Source organism: Chelativorans intermedius (assembly GCF_025398255.1).
Lineage (GTDB): Bacteria > Pseudomonadota > Alphaproteobacteria > Rhizobiales > Rhizobiaceae > Chelativorans > Chelativorans intermedius.
In genome coordinates this window covers 16,749-35,707 of record NZ_JAODNW010000009.1, presented here as the reverse complement: position 1 = coordinate 35,707, position 18,959 = coordinate 16,749, and the positions used below count along the sequence as shown (strand labels likewise).

The following is an 18,959-nucleotide window of genomic DNA, read 5'->3' as shown; positions in this document are numbered from 1 at the left end:
AATGTACATTTATTCTGATGCACTTTTTGATTGTACAGATGTTCTGCACCCCGATTTGCGGTGGGGGCCTTGACCGCGCGTGAAAGCACAGCCATGTCACGGGCGGATTCGGCCTTCTGGGCCCGCAAGAGAAGAACGGCGCCGCCCATTGGCCGCCGAACAAAGGTACGCCCGCGATGGATGTCGTCATTGTCGAGTCGCCCGCCAAGGCGAAAACGATCAACAAGTATCTTGGCAAGGACTACAAGGTGCTCGCCTCCTTCGGCCATGTGCGCGACCTGCCTGCCAAGGATGGCTCGGTGCGCCCGGACGAGGACTTCGCCATGTCGTGGGCGGTCGACAGCCCGTCCGCCAAGCGGCTCTCCGAGATTGCCAAGGCCGTGAAGGAAGCCGACGGCCTGATCCTGGCCACCGACCCGGACCGCGAGGGCGAGGCCATCTCCTGGCACGTGCTGGAGGTGCTGCGCCAGAAGCGCGCCCTCAAGGACAAGCCGGTGCGCCGCGTCGTCTTCAACGCCATCACCAAGAAGGCGGTGCTCGACGCCATGGCCGAACCGCGCGAGATCGACGCCTCGCTGGTCGATGCCTATCTCGCCCGCCGGGCGCTCGACTATCTGGTGGGCTTCACGCTCTCGCCCGTTCTTTGGCGGAAGCTGCCCGGTGCGCGCTCGGCCGGGCGCGTTCAGTCCGTCGCGCTTCGTCTCGTCTGCGACCGCGAAGCCGAGATCGAGCGTTTCGTGCGCGAGGACTACTGGCAGATCGCCGCCCTTCTCGATACCCCGCGCGCGGAGCGCTTCGAGGCGCGGCTTACCACGCTCGACGGACGCAAGCTGCAGAAGCTCGATATCAAGAGCGAGGGCGAAGCGCAGGCCATCAAGGCGATGCTCGAAGGCGCCACCTATCGCGTCCTCTCCGTCGAAGCCAAGCCGACCCGGCGCAATCCGGCGCCCCCGTTCACGACCTCGACCCTGCAGCAGGCGGCTTCCTCGCGGCTCGGCTTCTCCGCCTCGCGCACCATGCAGGTGGCCCAGCGTCTCTATGAGGGTGTGGACATCGGCGGCGAGACGGCCGGCCTGATCACCTACATGCGAACCGACGGCGTGCAGATGGCGCCCGAGGCACTGGAGCAGGCGCGCGCGGCGGTCGGCCAGACCTTCGGCGAGCGCTATCTGCCGGAGAAGCCGCGCGTCTATTCCGTCAAGGCAAAGAATGCGCAGGAGGCGCACGAGGCGATCCGCCCCACCGACTTCTCGCGCACGCCCGAGCAGGTGCGCAAATATCTCGATGCCGACCAGGCACGCCTTTACGAGATGATCTGGAAGCGCGCCATCGCCAGCCAGATGCAGGCTGCGGAAATCGAGCGCACGACGGTGGAAATCGAAGCGACGGGCAGCGGCCGCAGGGCGGGTCTGCGCGCTGTCGGCTCCGTGGTGCGCTTCGACGGCTTCCTCGCCGCCTATGCGGAGATCAAGGACGACGACAGCGAGGACGAGGAGAGCCGCCGCCTGCCCGAGATCAGAAGCGGCGAGGCGCTGAACTGCGAGCGCATCGACGCGACCAAGCACACCACCGAGCCGCCGCCGCGCTATTCGGAAGCATCGCTCATCAAGAAGATGGAGGAACTCGGCATTGGCCGTCCCTCCACCTACGCCGCCACGCTCAAGACGCTGGAAGACCGCGACTATGTGACCATCGAGAAGCGCCGCCTGGTGCCGCAAGCCAAGGGCCGCATCGTCACCGCCTTCCTGGAGAACTTCTTCCGGCGCTACGTCGAATACGATTTCACCGCGGATCTCGAGGAAAAGCTCGATGATATCTCGGCCGGCAAGCTCTCCTGGAAGGAGGTGTTGCGCGATTTCTGGCGGGATTTCTCCGGCGCCGTCGGCGACATCAAGGAACTGCGGGTAGCCGACGTGCTCGATGTGCTCAACGAGGAGCTTGCCCCCCTCGTCTTCCCTGCGCGCGAGGATGGCGGAGACCCGCGCCTGTGCCCCAAATGCGGCACCGGCAGGCTGTCGTTGAAGCTCGGCCGCTACGGCGCCTTTGTCGGCTGTTCGAACTATCCCGAGTGCGGCTATACCCGCCAGCTCGGCGAGAACGGCGAGAACGGGGCCGGCGATGCCGGCCTCGACGGCAACAGGGTGCTCGGCACCGACCCCTTCACCGGCGAGGAGATCACCTTGCGCTCCGGCCGCTTCGGGCCGTATGTGCAGCGCGGCGACGGCAAGGAGGCCAAGCGTGCCAGCCTGCCGAAGGGCTGGAAGCCCGAGGATCTTGACCATGAGCGCGCTCTGGCGCTGCTTTCGCTGCCGCGCGATGTGGGCCCCCATCCCGAGACCGGCAAGATGATCTCCGCCGGCATCGGGCGCTATGGTCCCTTCCTTCTGCACGATGGCACCTACGCCAATCTGGACTCGGTGGAAGATGTCTTCTCCATCGGTTTGAACCGTGCCGTTTCGCTGATCGCGGAGAAGAAGGCCAAGGGCAACGGGCGGCGGTCCAAGCCGGCGGCGCTGAAGGAGTTGGGCGAGCATCCCGACGGTGGCGGCGCGGTCACCGTGCGCGACGGGCGCTATGGCCCCTATGTGAATTTCGGCAAGGTCAATGCCACCCTGCCGAAGGGAAAGGACCCGATGAGCGTGACCATGGAAGAAGCGCTGGCGCTGATTGCCGCCAAGGGCGGCAAGGGCGGCAAGAAGGCAGCGCGCGGCAAGGCCGGGGGCTGAGGGCTTGGCGCGCCGCAACACGAAAGGCACCGCGCAAGTCCCCGGCGAAAAGCGGGGCGCGCACCTTCCCTCGCGCGAAGAACTGCTGCGCTACATCGCGGAAAACCCCGACCGCTCGGGCAAGCGGGAAATTGCAAAGGCGTTCAACATCAAGGGCGGCGACCGTGTCTGGCTGAAGGACATGCTGCGCCAGCTCCAGGACGAGGGGCTGGTGCAGAAGCGCCGCAGGAAGATCATGCGCCCGGGCGCCCTGCCCCATGTCGTCGTGCTCGACATTTTCTCGCGCGATGCCGAGGGCGGGCTGATCGCCAGGCCGGCCGAGATCGACGAGGATGACGAGGGGCCGGTGCCGCTCGTCACCATTCGGGCCCAGCGGGGCGGCCGGACGGTGGCCGGCCTTGGCGACCGGGTGCTCGCCCGCGTCCTTCCTGCCGAGGACGACGCCGGACCGGCCTATACCGGCCGTATCCTCAAGGTGTTCGAGAAGCGCCGGCGCGCCGTGCTCGGCGTTTTCCGCGAAATGCAGGATGGCACGCTGCGCATCGAGCCGGTGGAGCGCCGGCAGCCCGAACTCTTGGTCGACGAGGATTTCCGCAAGGATGCGCGGCATGGCGATCTCGTCGAGGTGCAGCCTGTCACCCGCGGCCGCTATGGCCTGCCCAAGGCGAAGGTGCTGTCGGTCGTGGGCTCCATTGCCACGGAGAAAGCCGTCTCGCTGATCGCCATCCACGCCCATGAGATTCCGCACATCTTTCCCGAAAGCGTGCTGGAAGAGGCCGAATCGGCACAGCCGGCGGGCATGGAAGGCCGCGAGGACTGGCGCAACATTCCGCTCGTCACCATCGACCCGGCGGACGCCAAGGATCACGACGATGCCGTCTTTGCCGAGCCCGACCCGGACGAGAAGAACCCCGGCGGCGTCATCGTCACCGTCGCCATCGCCGACGTGGCCCACTATGTAAGGCCCGGCTCCTCCCTCGACCGCGAAGCGCTGAAGCGCGGCAATTCTGTCTATTTCCCCGACCGCGTGGTGCCGATGCTGCCCGAGCGCATTTCCAACGACCTGTGCTCGCTGCGCGAGGGCGAGGCGCGGCCGGCACTGGCGGTGCGTATGCGCTTTGCGCCCGACGGAAGAAAGCTCTCCCACAGCTTCCACCGGGTGACGATGCGCTCGGCCGCCCGCCTCTCCTACCCCCAGGCACAGAGCGCCATCGACGGCCAGCCGGACGAAAAGACCGCCCCGATCCTCGATTCGGTGCTGCGCCCGCTGTGGGACGCCTACGCAATCCTGAAACGCGGGCGCGCGGCGCGCGAACCGCTGGAGCTCGACCTGCCGGAGCGCAAGATCCTGCTCAAGCCGGACGGTACCGTGGACCGTGTGATCGTGCCGCCGCGCCTCGATGCGCACAAGCTCATCGAGGAGTTCATGATCCAGGCCAACGTCGCCGCCGCGGAGACGCTGGAGGCGGCCCGCCAGCCGCTGATCTACCGCGTCCACGACCAGCCCTCCCTGGCCAAGCAGGAATCGCTGCGCGCCTTTCTTGCCTCCCTCGGCCTGTCGCTGGCGCGCGGCGCGGCTCTCAGGCCCGCCCAGTTCAACGGCATCCTGGCGCGCGTCGAAGGAACGGACCACGAGCAACTCGTCAACGAGGTGGTGCTGCGCAGCCAGAGCCAGGCCATCTATTCAACCGAGAACCTCGGCCATTTCGGCCTCAACCTGCACCGCTATGCGCATTTCACCTCGCCCATCCGGCGCTATGCGGACCTGGTGGTGCACCGGGCACTGATCGCGGCAAAAGGTCTCGGCAAGGACGGGCTGCGCGGTGAGGACGAGGAACGGCTGGAGGAAATTGCCGCCCTCATTTCCGCCACCGAACGGCGTGCCATGGCTGCCGAGCGCGAGACGGTGGATCGGCTGGTGGCGGAGCATCTGGCCCACCGCATCGACGAGACCTTCGACGCGCGCATTTCCGGCGTCACCAAGGCCGGAATCTTCGTTCTTTTGCCGGAATTTGGCGCCGATGGCTTCGTTCCTGTCTCTTCCCTCGGCAATGATTACTATATCTATGACGAGCCGCGGCACGCCTTGGTCGGCCAGAGAAGCGGACGCGGCTACCAGCTTGGCGACAGGGTGGAGGTGCGGCTGCTGGAGGTGGCGCCGATGGCGGGAGCGCTGCGCTTCGAGATGCTGAGCGAGCCGACGCATGTGCCCGGCTCGTCGAAGTCCTTGCACAAGGCGAAGCGCGATGCCACAAGAACGGCCAGACGCACGGCAAGGACCAGGAGACGGTGATGGAAGAGCGTGTTTTCGGCAGCCAGGCAGACCAGCAGCCGCAGCGTCCAGTCTTCCAGGCCATGCAGCGCGGCGCGTCCGGCAAATGCCCGGCCTGTGGGAAAGGGCGGCTCTTCCGCGCTTTTCTCAAGACGGTCGATCGGTGCCCGTCCTGCGGGGAGGAAATCGGCCATCACCGCGCCGACGACCTGCCCGCCTACCTCGTCATCGTCATTGTCGGCCATGTGGTCGTCGGCGCATTCATGGGAGTGCAGGCGGCGACGGATTGGCCGAACTGGCTGCATATCGCCATCTGGGCACCACTCACGCTCGCCATGTCTCTCGCCCTTATCGGTCCGGTAAAGGGGGCCGTGGTGGGGCTGCAGTGGGCGCTCAGGATGCACGGCTTTGGCGGCGAGAAGGATGTTCTGGAAACCCATCCCGAGCGCTGAGATGGGTCTTAAGGCGCGGCGCGTGGACGGGATGACGCGCCAGGAACTCGATGCGGTCGAATCGCGTGAACTCAAGCCGGCGGCAAGGGCGATACGCCCGCGCGATGCCGCCACGCTCATCCTTGTCGAGCGGCGGGCCGGCGAGCCTTTCGTCCTGATGGGTCGGCGTCATCGCCGCCATGCCTTCATGCCCGGCCAGTTCGTCTTTCCCGGCGGGCGCACCGATCCGGCCGACGGGCGCATTGCGGTCGCCGGATCACTGCACCCCGACGAGGAGGCGCGGCTGATTGGCGAGGGCGCACGGGCCAGCGCGTCCCGCGCCCGTGCCATCGCCCTCTCGGCAATCCGCGAAACCTATGAGGAAGCCGGGCTGCTCATCGGCCGGCGCCAGGACTTCGCCACCAGAAGCGCGGCCTGGCGCGGCTTTGCCGAACACGGCGTTACGCCATCCCTCGAAAACCTGCGCTACATCGCGCGCGCCGTCACGCCGCCAGGCCGTGTCCGCCGTTTCGACACCCGCTTTCTGGCCGCCTGGCGCGATTCGGTGGCCGTGGAGCTTGCCGATGGCGGTCCGACGGACGAGCTTGAGGAGTTGACCTGGCTGCCCATTCGCGAGGCCATGAAAGCCGACGTTCCCGCCATCACCCGCACCATACTCGACGATCTGAGCAAGCGCCTGGCCGTCGACCCGACGCTTTCACCGGGTGCCCCGGTGCCCTTCTACTTCATGCGCGCAGGCCGTTTCCGACGCGAGATCCTTTGACCGCACCGCCGCTGCCGCACCTATGACGGCAGAAACAGGTCGACCTTGCGGAAGCGCGTCACGTCGATCAGCCCGACATCGGAGATGCGCAGCTCGGGAATGACGACCAGGGCCAGAAGCGAGTGCTGCATATAGGCGTTGTTGAGCGTGCAGCCCATTTCCCGCATGGCGGCGGCAAGCCTGGCGGCCTTTGCGGCGACCACCTCGGCACGCTCGTCCGACATCAACCCGGCAATCGGCATCTCGACCAGCGCCAGTTCCCGCCCCCGGGAGATCATCACCACGCCGCCACCGACCTCGCCGAGCCGGTTCGCCGCCTTTGCCATGTCCTCCTTGTTGGTGCCGACCACGATCATGTGGTGCGAATCGTGCGCCACCGTCGAAGCCATGGCGCAATCCTGCGTGTAACCGAAGCCGGAGACGAAGCCGTTGGTGACGGCGCCGGTGCCGCGATGGCGCTCCACCAGCGCGATCTGGCAGACATCGTTGCGCCGGTCCATGGCCACCACTCCGCCGGCCACCGGCAACTCGGCAGACAGCGCTCTGGTCGGCGCCTGGTTCTCGATGACGCCGATGACCCGCACGCGCACGCTGCGGGCCCCTTTCGGCGCTGGAATGTCGAAGTCCCCGGCCTTCAGCCGTTTGCCGAGACGCACAGTCTTCTTGGCGCTCGCCGGATAGTCATAGGCGGGGATGTCCGCCTCCAGCCTGCCGTCCCGGGCCAGACGCACCCCGCGCGCATAGACTTCGTCGATGACGAGGGATGCCAGATCGGAAACCACCAGGAAGTCGGCGCGCCGTCCCGGCGCGATGGAGCCCAGTTCGCGTTCCAGCTTGAAGTGCTCGGCCGTGTTCAGCGTGGCCATCTGGATGGCGGTGACGGGTTTCAGCCCCTGCGCAATGGCGTGGCGGACCACGCGGTCCATGTGGCCCTCGCCGACCAGCGTGCCGGAATGGCTGTCGTCGGTGCACAGGATGAAGTTGCGGGGATCGAGCCCTTCTTCCGTTACCGCCTTGATCTGGCTTGCCACGTCATACCAGGCCGAACCCAGCCGCAGCATCGCCTTCATGCCCTGGCGCACGCGCGCGATGGCATCCTCCACGCGGGTGCCCTCGTGGTCGTCCTGTGGTCCACCGGCAACGTAGCCGTGGAAGGCGCGCCCGAGGTCCGGCGAGGCATAGTGTCCGCCCACCGTCTTGCCGGCGTCCACGGTGGCGGCGATCTCGCCCACCATCACGGGATCGTTCGCCGCCACGCCGGGAAAGTTCATCACCTCGCCCAGGCCGATGATGTTCTCCCAGCCCATGGCCTGAGCCACCTCCTCAGCGCCCAGCCGGGCGCCGGCATTCTCGAGGCCGGGAGCGGAAGGCACGCAGGAGGGCATCTGCACGTAGACGTTGATGGGCTGCGCGGCCGCCTCGTCATGCATGAGGCGCACACCGGCAAGCCCCAGCACATTGGCGATCTCGTGCGGGTCGATGAACATGGAGGTGGTGCCGTGCGGGATGACGGCGCGGCAAAACTCCGTCACCGTCACCATGCCGCTTTCCACATGCATGTGCGCATCGCACAGGCCTGGCACCAGATAGCGCCCCCTGGCATCCACCACCTTGGTCTTTTCGCCGATGGCGTGGCTGGCATCCGGCCCGCAATAGGCGAAACGCCCGGCAACAATGGCAATGTCCGTGCCGGGAATCACCTCACCCGAATGCACGTTCACCCAGCGCCCGTTGCGCACCACGAGATCGGCAGGCCTGCGCCCCATGGCAACGTCCACCAGAAGCGGCGCCACGGCGCTCCAGGGTCTCAAGGTTCCTGCGTCAGATGCTGGCATATGGGGTCTCCCTTCCTGCCCGACTTTGGCAAACCTGAGGGCACGATGCCAGAGAATTCAGGAGACTGTCAGCTGGCCGCTTGCATCATCAGCCAGGCCGCCCCACATCAACCACCTGCATAGCCGACATCCGCGAGGGACAAAGCGCATGAACGTCGCTCCGCAGACGATCAATCTGGCGGCCTATCTGCGCCGCATAAAATACGAAGGCCCGCTGGAACCGACCCTGGAGACGCTTTGCGCCCTCCATCTTCACCATCCGATGGCCATCGCCTTCGAGAACCTCGATCCGTTGATGCACCGGCCCGTCAATCTGGATCTCGCCGCCCTGCAGGAAAAGCTCATTTTTGGCGGACGCGGCGGCTACTGCTTCGAGCACAACCTGCTTTTCATGCATGTGCTTTCGGTGCTGGGCTACCGGGTTTCCGGGCTCGCGGCGCGCGTGCTCTGGGGCCGCGACGACGAGACGATCACGCCGCGCGGGCACATGCTCCTGCGCATCGAGCTTGCGCAAGGCACCTATCTCGCCGATGTGGGCTTCGGCGGTCTCACGCAGACGGCTCCTCTGCGCCTGCAGGCCGATGTCGAGCAGGAAACCCCGCACGAGACCTTCCGCCTGGAGCGCGAGGGTGCAAGCTGGCGTCTCGATGCCCAGGCGGGCGGGGCATGGCGCCCTCTCTATCGTTTCGGGCTTGAGGAGCAGTTGCCGGTCGATTACGAGGTGGCCAACTACTATCTGTCGACCAATCCGGCCTCCCATTTCCGGCACACGCTGATCGCCGCCCGGCCGACACCCGGCGGCCGCTACGCGCTGTTCAACAATCGCCTGACCTTCCATGGACAGGATGGCAGCCAGTGCGCACTCGAAGATGCCGCACAGATCGAGAAGGCGCTGTGGGATGTTTTCGGGATAGATGTCCCCGAAGGGCTTTCCGATGCGCTGCGCCGCGAAGCCATCGCTTGATCGCACGCCATTCTCCGGCTAGGCGTTCCTCCGGTGCCCAGCGGACGTGGCGGAACTGGTAGACGCAAGGGACTTAAAATCCCTCGGAGAAATCCGTGCGGGTTCGATCCCCGCCGTCCGCACCACCCCGTGCATGGCATGAGGCCCAAGGCAGGACGGGCGGCCCGAAGACCGCCCGTCACGCGCCCCACGCGCCACGCCCCCCCCCAAGAGAACCGATGGTCAACCGGCGAGCCTGGCCGCGATCTCCGCCAGCCGGCGGCCCTGAAACTTCGCACCTTCCAGCTCCTGCTCGGAGGGAAACCGCGAGCCGTCGCTGTTTGTGGTGGTGGTCATGCCATAGGGCGCACCCCCACGCACCGTATCGTTGCCCGACTGGCCCTGATAGGCATAGGAAAGCGGCACGATGATCATGCCATGGTGCTGCAGCGCCATCTGGGTGGAGGCCAGCGCCAGTTCCGCCCCGCCATGCTGCGTCGCGGTGGAGGACATGACCGTGGCCGGCTTGTTGATGAGCTTGCCCTCGGCCCACAGCGGGCCGGTCTGATCGAGAAAATTCTTGAGCTGCGCCGCCATCATGCCGTAGCGCGTGGAGACTCCGAAGATGAAGCCGTCATAATCGGCAAGCTCCAGCGGCTCGGCCACCGGCGCTTCCTGGTCGAGCTTGTAGCCGGCCTTCCTGGCCACCTCCTCCGGCACCAGCTCCGGCACACGCTTGACCGTGACCTCGGCCCCCGCCTCGCGCGCACCTTCGGCTGCCGCCCGTGCCATCTGCTCCATGTGGCCCCAGCTCGAATAGTAGAGAACCAGGATCTTTGCCATCGTCCCTTCCGTTGCTTGCTGAAATTTCGCGCCCTGCATGTAAGGGATGCAGGGTGTGATGAAACGGCCGCATCGGTGGACACTGTGTTCACCGTTTGCCGTCCATTGCCGCAGCCCGCGGATGCGGGTATCTGACGCGCGAGCTGGAGAACAACGCGATGAGCGAGATCGTGACGGCGGCCATGGTGGTGATCGGCGACGAGATCCTGTCCGGCCGCACCAAGGACCAGAACATCGGCCACCTGGCCGACATGATGACGGCCGTCGGCATCGACCTCAGGGAAGTACGGATCGTGCCGGACGACCAGGATGCTATCGTCGAGGCCGTCAACGCGCTGAGGTCGCGCAACACCTATGTCTTCACAACCGGCGGCATCGGTCCCACCCATGACGACATCACCGCCGATTCCATCGCGGCCGCCTTCGGCGTGCCCTGCGATTACGACCCGGACGCCTACCACCTTCTCGAAGAGCATTATTCCCGGCGCGGCATCGCCTTCTCCGAGGCGCGCAAGCGCATGGCGCGTATGCCGAAGGGGGCGAGGCACATCCCCAACCCGATCTCGGTCGCGCCGGGATTCATCATCGGCAACGTCCACGTGATGGCGGGTGTGCCGGCCATCTTCCAGGCCATGCTCGACACCGTGATCCCGACGCTCAGAACGGGCGCGAAGCTGCTTTCCGTGACCGTTCCCTCCCCCCTGCCCGAGGGCACCATCGGCGGCCCGCTCGGCGCGGTGCAGAAGGCGCACGACCAGACCATCATCGGCTCCTATCCGAAATATCAGGACGGGCGATTCTGGACCGAGATCGTGATCCGCTCGCGCTCTGCCGATGCGCTGGAGGCAGCCCGCGGGGCGGTCGAGGAGATGCTGGCGGCGCTGGCGCAACGCGATTGAGCCTCATGCGTTGACATGGCACAAAGACGGCGGCGGCAGGACCGTCCAGGACGATGGCCGTTGCATGTTGTCCGTCCAAGGAGGCTTCCATGACCTGCAAGACGATACTCGCCATCCTGCAAAGCGAGGCCGACACACCGCGGCTTCTGGACTTCGCCCTGCCGCTCACCGCGCGCCACCAGGGCCATCTCATCGGCCTGCACGCCGAGGCGCTGCCCATTGCCGTGGCCACGCCGCTGGGCGGCGCGATGGTCGACCTGACCGAGGAAATGAGAGCCGAGGCGGAGGACCGCCACGCCCGCCTTCGCGCCCTCTTCATGGAGCGCACGCAGGCCGAGGGCATCGCCGCGGAGTGGCGCGGCTACGACAACGTCTCGGGCGATTCGGCCATCTCCGGCATCGAAAGCGCGCGCACCGCCGACCTCGTCATCGCCCAGCAGAACGATCCCGACGCCGATGCGCGCATGACGGCCGATGTCGAGGCCCTGGTCTTCGAGAGCGGCCGTCCGGTCCTGCTTGTCCCCTACACCTTCAAGGGCCGCAGCGCACCCTTCAAGCGGGTGATCCTGGCCTGGAACGGCAGCAAGGAGGCCGCGCGGGCCGCCTTCGACGCGCTGCCCTTCATGCAGGAGGCCGGCAGCGTCGAGGTTCTCATGGTCGACCCTCAGGACTTCCCGCATCAGGATACCGGGCTCGCCGGTTCGGCCATTGCCACCGCCCTCGCCCGCCACGGCATCGACGTGACCACGCGCACCGAAATCTCCGGCGATCTTTCGCATGGCGAGGTGATCATCAACCGGCTGGCCGATACGGGTGCCGACCTCCTGGTCATGGGCGCCTATGGCCGCTCGCGGGTCTCTGAGTTCATCTTCGGCGGCACGACCCGCACCCTGCTGCAGTCCATGACGGCGCCGACGCTGATGGCGCGGTAGAGGCTGTCGGGGCCAGAACCGGCATCGGCGCCCGCGGGGGGCGGCCTTGCGCATCCCCCCACTTTCCGGCTAAGTCCCCCTGCATTCCACGCCCAGCGGAGTGCAGAAGATGTCTCTTCCCGAAAAAGCGTTTCCCGTCTCTTGGGACCAGTTCCACCGCGATGCACGCGCGCTCGCCTGGCGGCTTGCCGGCACCAACGGCCGCTGGAGGGCGATCGTGTGCATCACCCGCGGCGGCCTCGTGCCGGCGGCGGTCATCGCGCGCGAGCTCGGCATCCGGCTGATCGAGACGGTGTGCGTGGCCTCCTACCACGACTATACGGAGCAGGGAGAGCTGAAGGTTCTCAAGGAGATCGCACCGCCGCTGCTGGAAAGGGACGGTGAGGACGTGCTCATCGTCGACGATCTCACCGATACCGGCAAGACGGCGGCCATCGTGCGCGCCATGATGCCCAAGGCGCATTTTGCCACCGTCTATGCCAAGCCCAGAGGGCGGCCGCTCGTTGACACCTTTATCACGGAGGTCAGCCAGGACACCTGGATCTATTTTCCCTGGGACATGGGCTTCTCCTACCAGCGGCCGATTGCCGACGAGCAGGTGGGCTGACGTGCCGGGCGCGCCGTTCCCACACGCCCAGCTTGCCAATCTGCAGGGGGTGCCTATCTAGGATATTGTTACGGCTCGGGCTGATTCTCCCCTCCCGGGAGAAAGCCGCAACGGTGAGGGCATGTTTTTCGAGCGCGCCAGACATATCGGGCTGATGGAACGCCTGCGCCGGCTGTTCGGCGGCAATCCGCCGCGCGTGCAGGCTGCCGCCCTGCCCTGGCGGCTGGAGAAGGGCCGTGTCGAGGTTCTGCTCATCACCAGCCGTGGCACGGGCCGCTGGGTGCTGCCCAAGGGGTGGCCGGAAGGCGGCGAGAGCCTGGCTGGCACCGCCGCCCGCGAAGCGCGCGAGGAGGCCGGCGTCGAAGGCAGGATGGCCGACCGCGAGATCGGCCGCTATTTCTACGGCAAGGAGACCGAGAGCGGGCTTACCTGGCGCTGCGAGGTGGCGGTCTTTCCGCTGTGCGTGGAGGAAGAGGCGAAACGCTGGCCGGAGAAGAGCCAGCGCACCCGCCGCTGGATGAGCCAGGAGGAGGCGAGCAAGGCCGTGCAGGAGCCGGACCTCGCCCAGCTGCTTGCCGCCTTTTCACCCAATCCACGGGAAATCGCCGCCTGAACTGCGCTTTTCACCGTTAATCCCGCATCGAGACTTGTGCCCGACGCCCGCATTCCCTAGGCGATAGCGAATCGCGCGGCGATCCCGTTGCGCGCGCCCGATGCCGCGCCTCGCGGCCGTCTGTAAGGAACCGCCGGAACGCCCCATGGCCACCACGAACAACCGCGCCACCTTCAAGAAGCGTACGCTCGACAAGGATCTGGACAAGCTGGTGCATGTCGAGGAGGCGACGAGCCTGCTGGCGCGCCGGCTGGTGGCTCCTGGGCTCGGGCTTCTGTTTCTGGCGCTGGCCGCCGTCTTCGCGTCCATCTACGTGATCGGCGAGCCGCGCGCCGTCATCATCATCGCGGCAGCCGCCATCGGCGCCTATATGGCGCTCAACATCGGCGCCAATGACGTGGCCAACAATGTCGGCCCGGCCGTCGGCGCGAAGGCGCTGACGCTCACCGGCGCGCTGGTGCTGGCCGCCATCTTCGAGACCGCAGGGGCGCTGATCGCCGGTGGCGACGTGGTCGGCACCATTTCCAAGGGCATCATCGCACCGGATGCAGTGGCAAGCCCGGAGATCTTCGTGCGCGCCATGATGGCCGCTCTCATCTCCTCCGCCCTGTGGGTGAACCTGGCAACCTGGATCGGGGCTCCCGTCTCTACCACCCATTCGGTGGTCGGGGGTGTCATGGGCGCGGGCATCGCGGCGGCCGGCTTCTCCACGGTCGATTGGTCCACCATGGCGCAGATCGCGGCAAGCTGGGTGGTCTCGCCCGTCATGGGCGGTGTCATCGCCGCCCTGTTCCTCGCCTTCATCAAGACGGCCATCATCTACCAGGACGACAAGATCACCGCGGCGCGGCGCTGGGTGCCCCTGCTCATCGCCGTGATGGCCAGCGCCTTCACCGCCTATCTCGCGATGAAGGGACTGAAAAAGGTGGTGGATATCGGCAACGGCACCATCGCCTTTCTCGGCATCGCGGCCTTTGCGGTCGTCTGGGCCCTGGCGCATGTTCACGTGCGTCGCCGCTCGCAGGGCATGGAGAATCGCAACCAGTCCCTGCGGCGGCTGTTCAACCTGCCGCTGGTGATTTCCGCCGCCCTGCTGTCCTTTGCCCATGGCGCCAACGACGTGGCCAACGCGGTGGGGCCGCTCGCCGCCATCGTCTTCACCGTCGAGGCCGGCGCCGTCGCCTCGGAGGTGGCGATCCCGCTCTGGGTGATGGTGATCGGCGCGCTCGGCATCTCCTTCGGCCTGGTGCTGTTCGGACCGAAGCTCATCCGCATGGTCGGCGAGCAGATCACGAAGCTGAACCCGATGCGGGCCTTCTGCGTGGCGCTGTCGGCGGCCATCACCGTGATTGTTGCCTCCGGCCTCGGCCTTCCCGTCAGTTCCACCCACACGGCGGTGGGGGCGGTCTTCGGTGTCGGTTTCTTCCGCGAGTGGTACACCGCCCGCTCGAAGCGCCGCCGCGCCTATCTGGAACGCAGGGGAAAGAAGATGAAGGTAGCGCAGATGGCGAACGCCGATGCCGGCCCGTTCAGCTTCCTCTACGAGGAGGAGAACGGCGTTCCCGGCATCTCGCGGGAGGAAATTGCCCGCCGCAAGCTTGTACGCCGCGCCCACGTGCGCACCATCGTCGCCGCCTGGCTGACGACGGTTCCTGCGGCCGCGCTGCTTGCCGCTGGCGTGTTCCTGTTCCTCGATGCGCTTGGCTAGCCCGGATTTCCTCTCTCCCCACTATCCACATGCATGACACACAACATATAGCGGTCACAAAACTTACAAGAAACGAGAGCTTGACGGGTTCGGGCGAGTCGCCTTTTATGATGACTTGCGTTCCCTTTTCGGAACGCGCGGCCGGATAGTCCTTCAGTCGGTCAGTTTTCCAATCTGTTGTCGCGTGCGTGTCCCCGCCTGTTGTCGCCGCAGGCGGGAGGGAGATTTCTTGTCGGTCGAAGGCGCTGGGGGCACGGGTGCCAAGGGGGTATAAGCAATCTGTTAACACTATATTTAGTCATTGCGGCGAAACTCGCCACTAAATAGAGTGTTCTTCTCCGTTCGGAGAACCCCCAAGGGAAGCGTCAGAAACGGGCCGGTCAACTCCCCGGCGGGTTCTGCCCGGCTTGCGAAGCCGAAGCGGGCGGAGCGGAAGTGGAGCAATGAAGGGCCGCCATGACACGAGGCCTGGCGGCCGGTTGAAGAGATGGTGTCGGCGGGAACACGATGTGATGAGCATCGCTCCCCAGGAGACGCTATATATGGGATATTGAAGAGGACGAAGATGCGCATCGAACGTCGGTTCACCAAGCAGGGCCAGTCTCCTTATGCGGAGATCGCATTTCGCAAGGCCGTAAGCGAGATCCGGAACCCGGACGGCTCGACCGTCTTCCGGCTCGACAATATCGACGTGCCGGCGCAGTTCTCCCAGGTGGCGAGCGACATCCTGGCCCAGAAGTACTTCCGCAAGGCCGGCGTGCCGGCACGCCTGAAGAAGGTGGAGGAGAACGACGTCCCCTCCTTCCTGTGGCGCTCCGTGGCCGACGAGGAGGCGCTCGCGGAGTTGCCCGAGGATGAACGCTACGGCTCCGAGACCGATGCGCGCCAGGTCTTCGACCGGCTGGCCGGCACCTGGACCTACTGGGGCTGGAAGGGCGGCTATTTCGACACGGAGGAAGACGCCCGCGCCTTCATGGACGAGCTTGCCTATATGCTTGCCACCCAGCGCGTCGCGCCCAACTCCCCGCAATGGTTCAACACCGGGCTTTACTGGGCCTACGGCATCGACGGGCCGGGCCAGGGCCACTATTACGTCGACCCCTTCACCAAGAAGCTCACCAAGTCGAAATCGGCCTACGAGCACCCGCAGCCGCATGCCTGTTTCATCCAGTCCGTGCAGGACGACCTCGTCAACGAGGGCGGCATCATGGACTTGTGGGTGCGCGAGGCCAGGCTGTTCAAATACGGGTCCGGCACGGGCTCCAACTTCTCGATGCTGCGCGGCGAGGGCGAGAAGCTTTCGGGCGGCGGCAAGTCGTCCGGCCTCATGTCCTTCCTCAAGATCGGCGACCGCGCGGCCGGCGCCATCAAGTCCGGCGGCACCACGCGCCGCGCCGCCAAGATGGTGGTGGTGGACATCGACCACCCGGACATCGAGGAATATATCGATTGGAAGGTGAAGGAGGAGCAGAAGGTCGCGGCCCTCGTCACCGGCTCCAAGATCGTCAAGAAGCATCTCGAAGCCATCATGAAGGCCTGCGTCAACTGCCAGGCTGACAATGGCGAATGCTTTGACCCTGCCAAGAACCCGGCACTCAAGCGCGAGGTGAAGGCGGCCAAGCGCAACGCCGTGCCGGAGAACTACATCAAGCGCGTCATCCAGTTCGCCAAGCAGGGCTATACCTCGATCGCCTTCAAGACCTACGATACGGATTGGGATTCGGAAGCCTATCTCACCGTTTCCGGCCAGAACTCCAACAACTCCGTGTCGCTGAAGGACGACTTCCTGCGTGCCGTCGAGAACGATGGCGATTGGACGCTGATCAACCGCATCGACGGCAAGCCCGCCAAGGTTCTCAAGGCACGCGACCTGTGGGAAAAGATCGGCTATGCCGCCTGGGCTTCGGCCGATCCGGGACTGCATTTCAATACCACGATGAACGACTGGCACACCTGCCCGGCGGCCGGTCCGATCCGCGCGTCCAATCCGTGCTCGGAATACATGTTCCTGGACGACACGGCCTGCAATCTCGCCTCCATCAATCTCCTGCAGTACCGCAACAAGGATGGCTCGATCGACATCGAGGCGTATGAGCACACCGTCAGGCTGTGGACCATCGTGCTGGAAATCTCCGTCATGATGGCGCAGTTCCCCTCGAAGGAGATTGCCAGGCTTTCCTACGAGTACCGCACGCTGGGGCTCGGCTATGCCAATATCGGCGGCCTGCTGATGACCTCCGGCATTCCTTACGACTCCGATGAGGGCCGGGCCATCTGCGCCGCGCTCACCGCCATCATGACGGGCGTGGCCTATGCAACCTCGGCAGAGATGGCCGGCGAGCTTGGCCCCTTCCCGGACTACCAGCGCAATGCCGAGCACATGCTGCGCGTCATCCGCAATCACCGCCGCGCCGCCTATGGCGAGGAGCAGGGCTACGAGAATCTTTCGGTCAGCCCCGTGCCGCTGAAGGCGCAGGATTGCCCGCAGGCAGAGCTTGTGACGCATGCGCGGGCTGCCTGGGACAGGGCGCTGGAGCTTGGGCAGAAGCACGGCTACCGCAACGCCCAGGCAACCGTGATCGCGCCCACCGGCACGATCGGACTTGTCATGGACTGCGACACCACGGGCATCGAGCCCGATTTCGCGCTGGTGAAGTTCAAGAAGCTGGCCGGCGGCGGCTATTTCAAGATCATCAACCGCGCCGTGCCCGAGGCACTGCGCACACTCGGCTATACCGAGGCCCAGATCGCCGAGATCGAGGCCTATGCGGTGGGCCATGGCACGCTCGACCAGGCGCCGGGCGTCAACCCCACGACGCTGAAGGCCAAGGGTTTCACCGACGAGAAGATCGCGGCGCTGAACGCGGCGCTGAAATCCGCCTTCGACATCAAGTTCGCCTTCAACCAGTGGACGCTGGGTGCAGACTGGCTGAAGGAGACCTTCGGCTTCACCGACGAGCAGCTCTCCGATTTCTCCTTCGAGATTCTGCCCGCGCTCGGCTTTTCGAAGCAGGAGATCGAGGCCGCCAACATTCACATCTGCGGCGCCATGACGCTGGAAGGCGCGCCGCACCTCAAGGATGAGCACCTGCCCGTCTTCGACTGCGCCAACCCCTGCGGCAAGATCGGCAAGCGCTATCTCTCTGTCGAATCCCACATCCGCATGATGGCCGCCGCCCAGCCCTTCATCTCCGGCGCCATCTCCAAGACCATCAACATGCCCAACGAGGCGACGGTCGAGGACTGCAAGAACGCCTACATGCTGTCGTGGAAGCTGGGGCTGAAGGCCAACGCGCTCTATCGCGACGGCTCGAAGCTCTCCCAGCCGCTGAATGCCTCGCTGCTCTCGCAGGACGACGAGGAAGCCGACGACCTTGTGGAGGAGCTGGTTGCCGCCCCGACGGCGGCTCAGGCCGCGCAGGTGACGGAAAAGATCGTTGAGCGCGTGGTCGAGCGCGTGGTGCGCGAGCGCGAGAAACTGCCCAACCGGCGCAAGGGCTACACCCAGAAGGCCGTGGTCGGCGGGCACAAGGTCTATCTGCGCACCGGCGAGTTCGACGACGGCCGCCTGGGCGAAATCTTCATCGACATGCACAAGGAAGGGGCCGCCTTCCGCGCGATGATGAACAATTTTGCCATCGCCATCTCGCTCGGCCTGCAATACGGCGTGCCGCTGGAAGAGTATGTGGAGGCCTTCACCTTCACCAAGTTCGAGCCGGCCGGCATGGTGCAGGGCAACGACGCCATCAAGAACGCCACCTCGATTCTCGACTATGTTTTCCGCGAGCTGGCGATCTCCTATCTCGGCCGTCACGACCTTGCCCATGTCGACACGACCGATTTCTCCAACACCGCGCTCGGCCGCGGCATCAACGAAGGCAAGGCGACCCCTTTCTCAAGGGGACTGACGCGGGGCGCCACGCCCTTCAAGATGGTGAGCAGGAACGACGAGCCCCGCGGTGAAGCATCCGGCGGCGTGCCGGCCGGCCGTGGCGGGCCCAAGGTGCGTGCCGTTTCCGCCGGCGCAACGGTGACGGCGCTCAAGCCGGCGGTCGCCGGCCTGCAGGAGGAAGCCTCCGCCTTCCGCCGCGACTATGAAGAGCGCGCCAAGGAGCTGGCCGAGGAGGCCGCGCGGGACGAAAGTGCCGAGCAGCCGGCAGCCGACGAGGCGGCGGAGGCCAAGAAGGTGGAAGCCCACCGCCGACAGAAGGCCATCATGCAGGGCTACACCGGCAATATGTGCTCCGAGTGTCAGAACTTCACCATGGTGCGCAACGGCACCTGCGAGAAGTGTGACACCTGCGGAGCGACCAGCGGCTGCTCCTGAGGGGCGTTCGGAATACGCGCCGGACACGGGTTTTCCAGG

Annotated in this window: 13 protein-coding genes and 1 tRNA gene; 12 read left to right on the top strand and 2 right to left on the bottom strand. The window is 65.8% G+C overall.

The window, feature by feature from the left end; genetic code table 11:
* Positions 1–176 precede the first annotated feature (176 nt).
* The 4 genes from topA to NYR58_RS08915 are packed head-to-tail and all read left to right on the top strand — an operon-like array spanning position 177 to position 6,213.
* Positions 177–2,726 carry a type I DNA topoisomerase gene (gene topA, locus NYR58_RS08930; RefSeq protein WP_261520192.1) on the top strand — a complete coding sequence of 850 codons (2,550 nt, stop codon included), beginning with the start codon at positions 177–179 and terminating at the stop codon, positions 2,724–2,726.
* A gap of 4 nt (positions 2,727–2,730) precedes the next feature.
* The gene (gene rnr, locus NYR58_RS08925) at positions 2,731–5,019 is read left to right on the top strand and encodes a ribonuclease R (RefSeq protein WP_261520191.1); all 2,289 of its coding nucleotides are present in this window, start codon (positions 2,731–2,733) and stop codon (positions 5,017–5,019) included.
* Positions 5,019–5,450 carry a DUF983 domain-containing protein gene (locus NYR58_RS08920; RefSeq protein ID WP_261520190.1) on the top strand — a complete coding sequence of 144 codons (432 nt, stop codon included), beginning with the start codon at positions 5,019–5,021 and terminating at the stop codon, positions 5,448–5,450. Before rnr ends, NYR58_RS08920 begins: the two co-directional genes overlap by 1 nt.
* A gap of 31 nt (positions 5,451–5,481) precedes the next feature.
* On the top strand, positions 5,482–6,213 hold the full coding sequence (locus NYR58_RS08915; RefSeq protein ID WP_378074545.1) for an NUDIX hydrolase: 732 nt from the start codon (positions 5,482–5,484) through the stop codon (positions 6,211–6,213).
* Positions 6,214–6,233: 20 nt separating this feature from the next.
* Here NYR58_RS08915 and ade read toward each other — a convergent pair whose 3' ends face one another.
* A complete protein-coding gene (ade, locus tag NYR58_RS08910) occupies positions 6,234–8,048 on the bottom strand; it encodes an adenine deaminase (RefSeq protein ID WP_261520188.1) in 1,815 nt (604 codons plus the stop codon).
* 148 nt (positions 8,049–8,196) lie between these two features.
* On the opposite strand from ade, the gene NYR58_RS08905 reads away from it, so the two are divergent.
* Positions 8,197–9,012: an arylamine N-acetyltransferase family protein gene (locus NYR58_RS08905; protein WP_261520187.1), complete on the top strand. Its 816-nt coding sequence runs from the start codon at positions 8,197–8,199 to the stop codon at positions 9,010–9,012.
* Between the two features lie 40 nt (positions 9,013–9,052).
* Positions 9,053–9,137 (top strand) — tRNA-Leu (locus NYR58_RS08900).
* Positions 9,138–9,234: 97 nt separating this feature from the next.
* On the opposite strand, the gene wrbA is transcribed toward NYR58_RS08900, so the two are convergent.
* Positions 9,235–9,834 (bottom strand): NAD(P)H:quinone oxidoreductase, encoded by a 600-nt coding sequence (gene wrbA, locus NYR58_RS08895; RefSeq protein ID WP_261520186.1) that lies wholly within the window; start codon positions 9,832–9,834, stop codon positions 9,235–9,237.
* 158 nt (positions 9,835–9,992) lie between these two features.
* Here wrbA and NYR58_RS08890 point away from each other — a divergent pair, with 158 nt between their 5' ends.
* The 6 genes from NYR58_RS08890 (at position 9,993) to NYR58_RS08865 (ending at position 18,920) form a co-directional block, all read left to right on the top strand.
* Positions 9,993–10,733 (top strand): competence/damage-inducible protein A, encoded by a 741-nt coding sequence (locus tag NYR58_RS08890; RefSeq protein ID WP_261520185.1) that lies wholly within the window; start codon positions 9,993–9,995, stop codon positions 10,731–10,733.
* An 89-nt stretch (positions 10,734–10,822) separates the two neighbouring features.
* Positions 10,823–11,665 carry a universal stress protein gene (locus NYR58_RS08885; RefSeq protein WP_261520183.1) on the top strand — a complete coding sequence of 281 codons (843 nt, stop codon included), beginning with the start codon at positions 10,823–10,825 and terminating at the stop codon, positions 11,663–11,665.
* A gap of 109 nt (positions 11,666–11,774) precedes the next feature.
* The gene (gpt, locus tag NYR58_RS08880) at positions 11,775–12,272 is read left to right on the top strand and encodes a xanthine phosphoribosyltransferase (RefSeq protein ID WP_261520182.1); all 498 of its coding nucleotides are present in this window, start codon (positions 11,775–11,777) and stop codon (positions 12,270–12,272) included.
* A gap of 121 nt (positions 12,273–12,393) precedes the next feature.
* Positions 12,394–12,885, top strand: a complete 492-nt coding sequence (locus tag NYR58_RS08875; RefSeq protein ID WP_261520181.1) for an NUDIX hydrolase — start codon at positions 12,394–12,396, stop codon at positions 12,883–12,885.
* A gap of 145 nt (positions 12,886–13,030) precedes the next feature.
* Positions 13,031–14,593 carry an inorganic phosphate transporter gene (locus NYR58_RS08870; RefSeq protein ID WP_261520180.1) on the top strand — a complete coding sequence of 521 codons (1,563 nt, stop codon included), beginning with the start codon at positions 13,031–13,033 and terminating at the stop codon, positions 14,591–14,593.
* 565 nt (positions 14,594–15,158) lie between these two features.
* Entirely contained in the window at positions 15,159–18,920 is a 3,762-nt protein-coding gene (locus NYR58_RS08865) for a vitamin B12-dependent ribonucleotide reductase (RefSeq protein ID WP_261520179.1), read from the top strand.
* Positions 18,921–18,959: the final 39 nt, after the last annotated feature.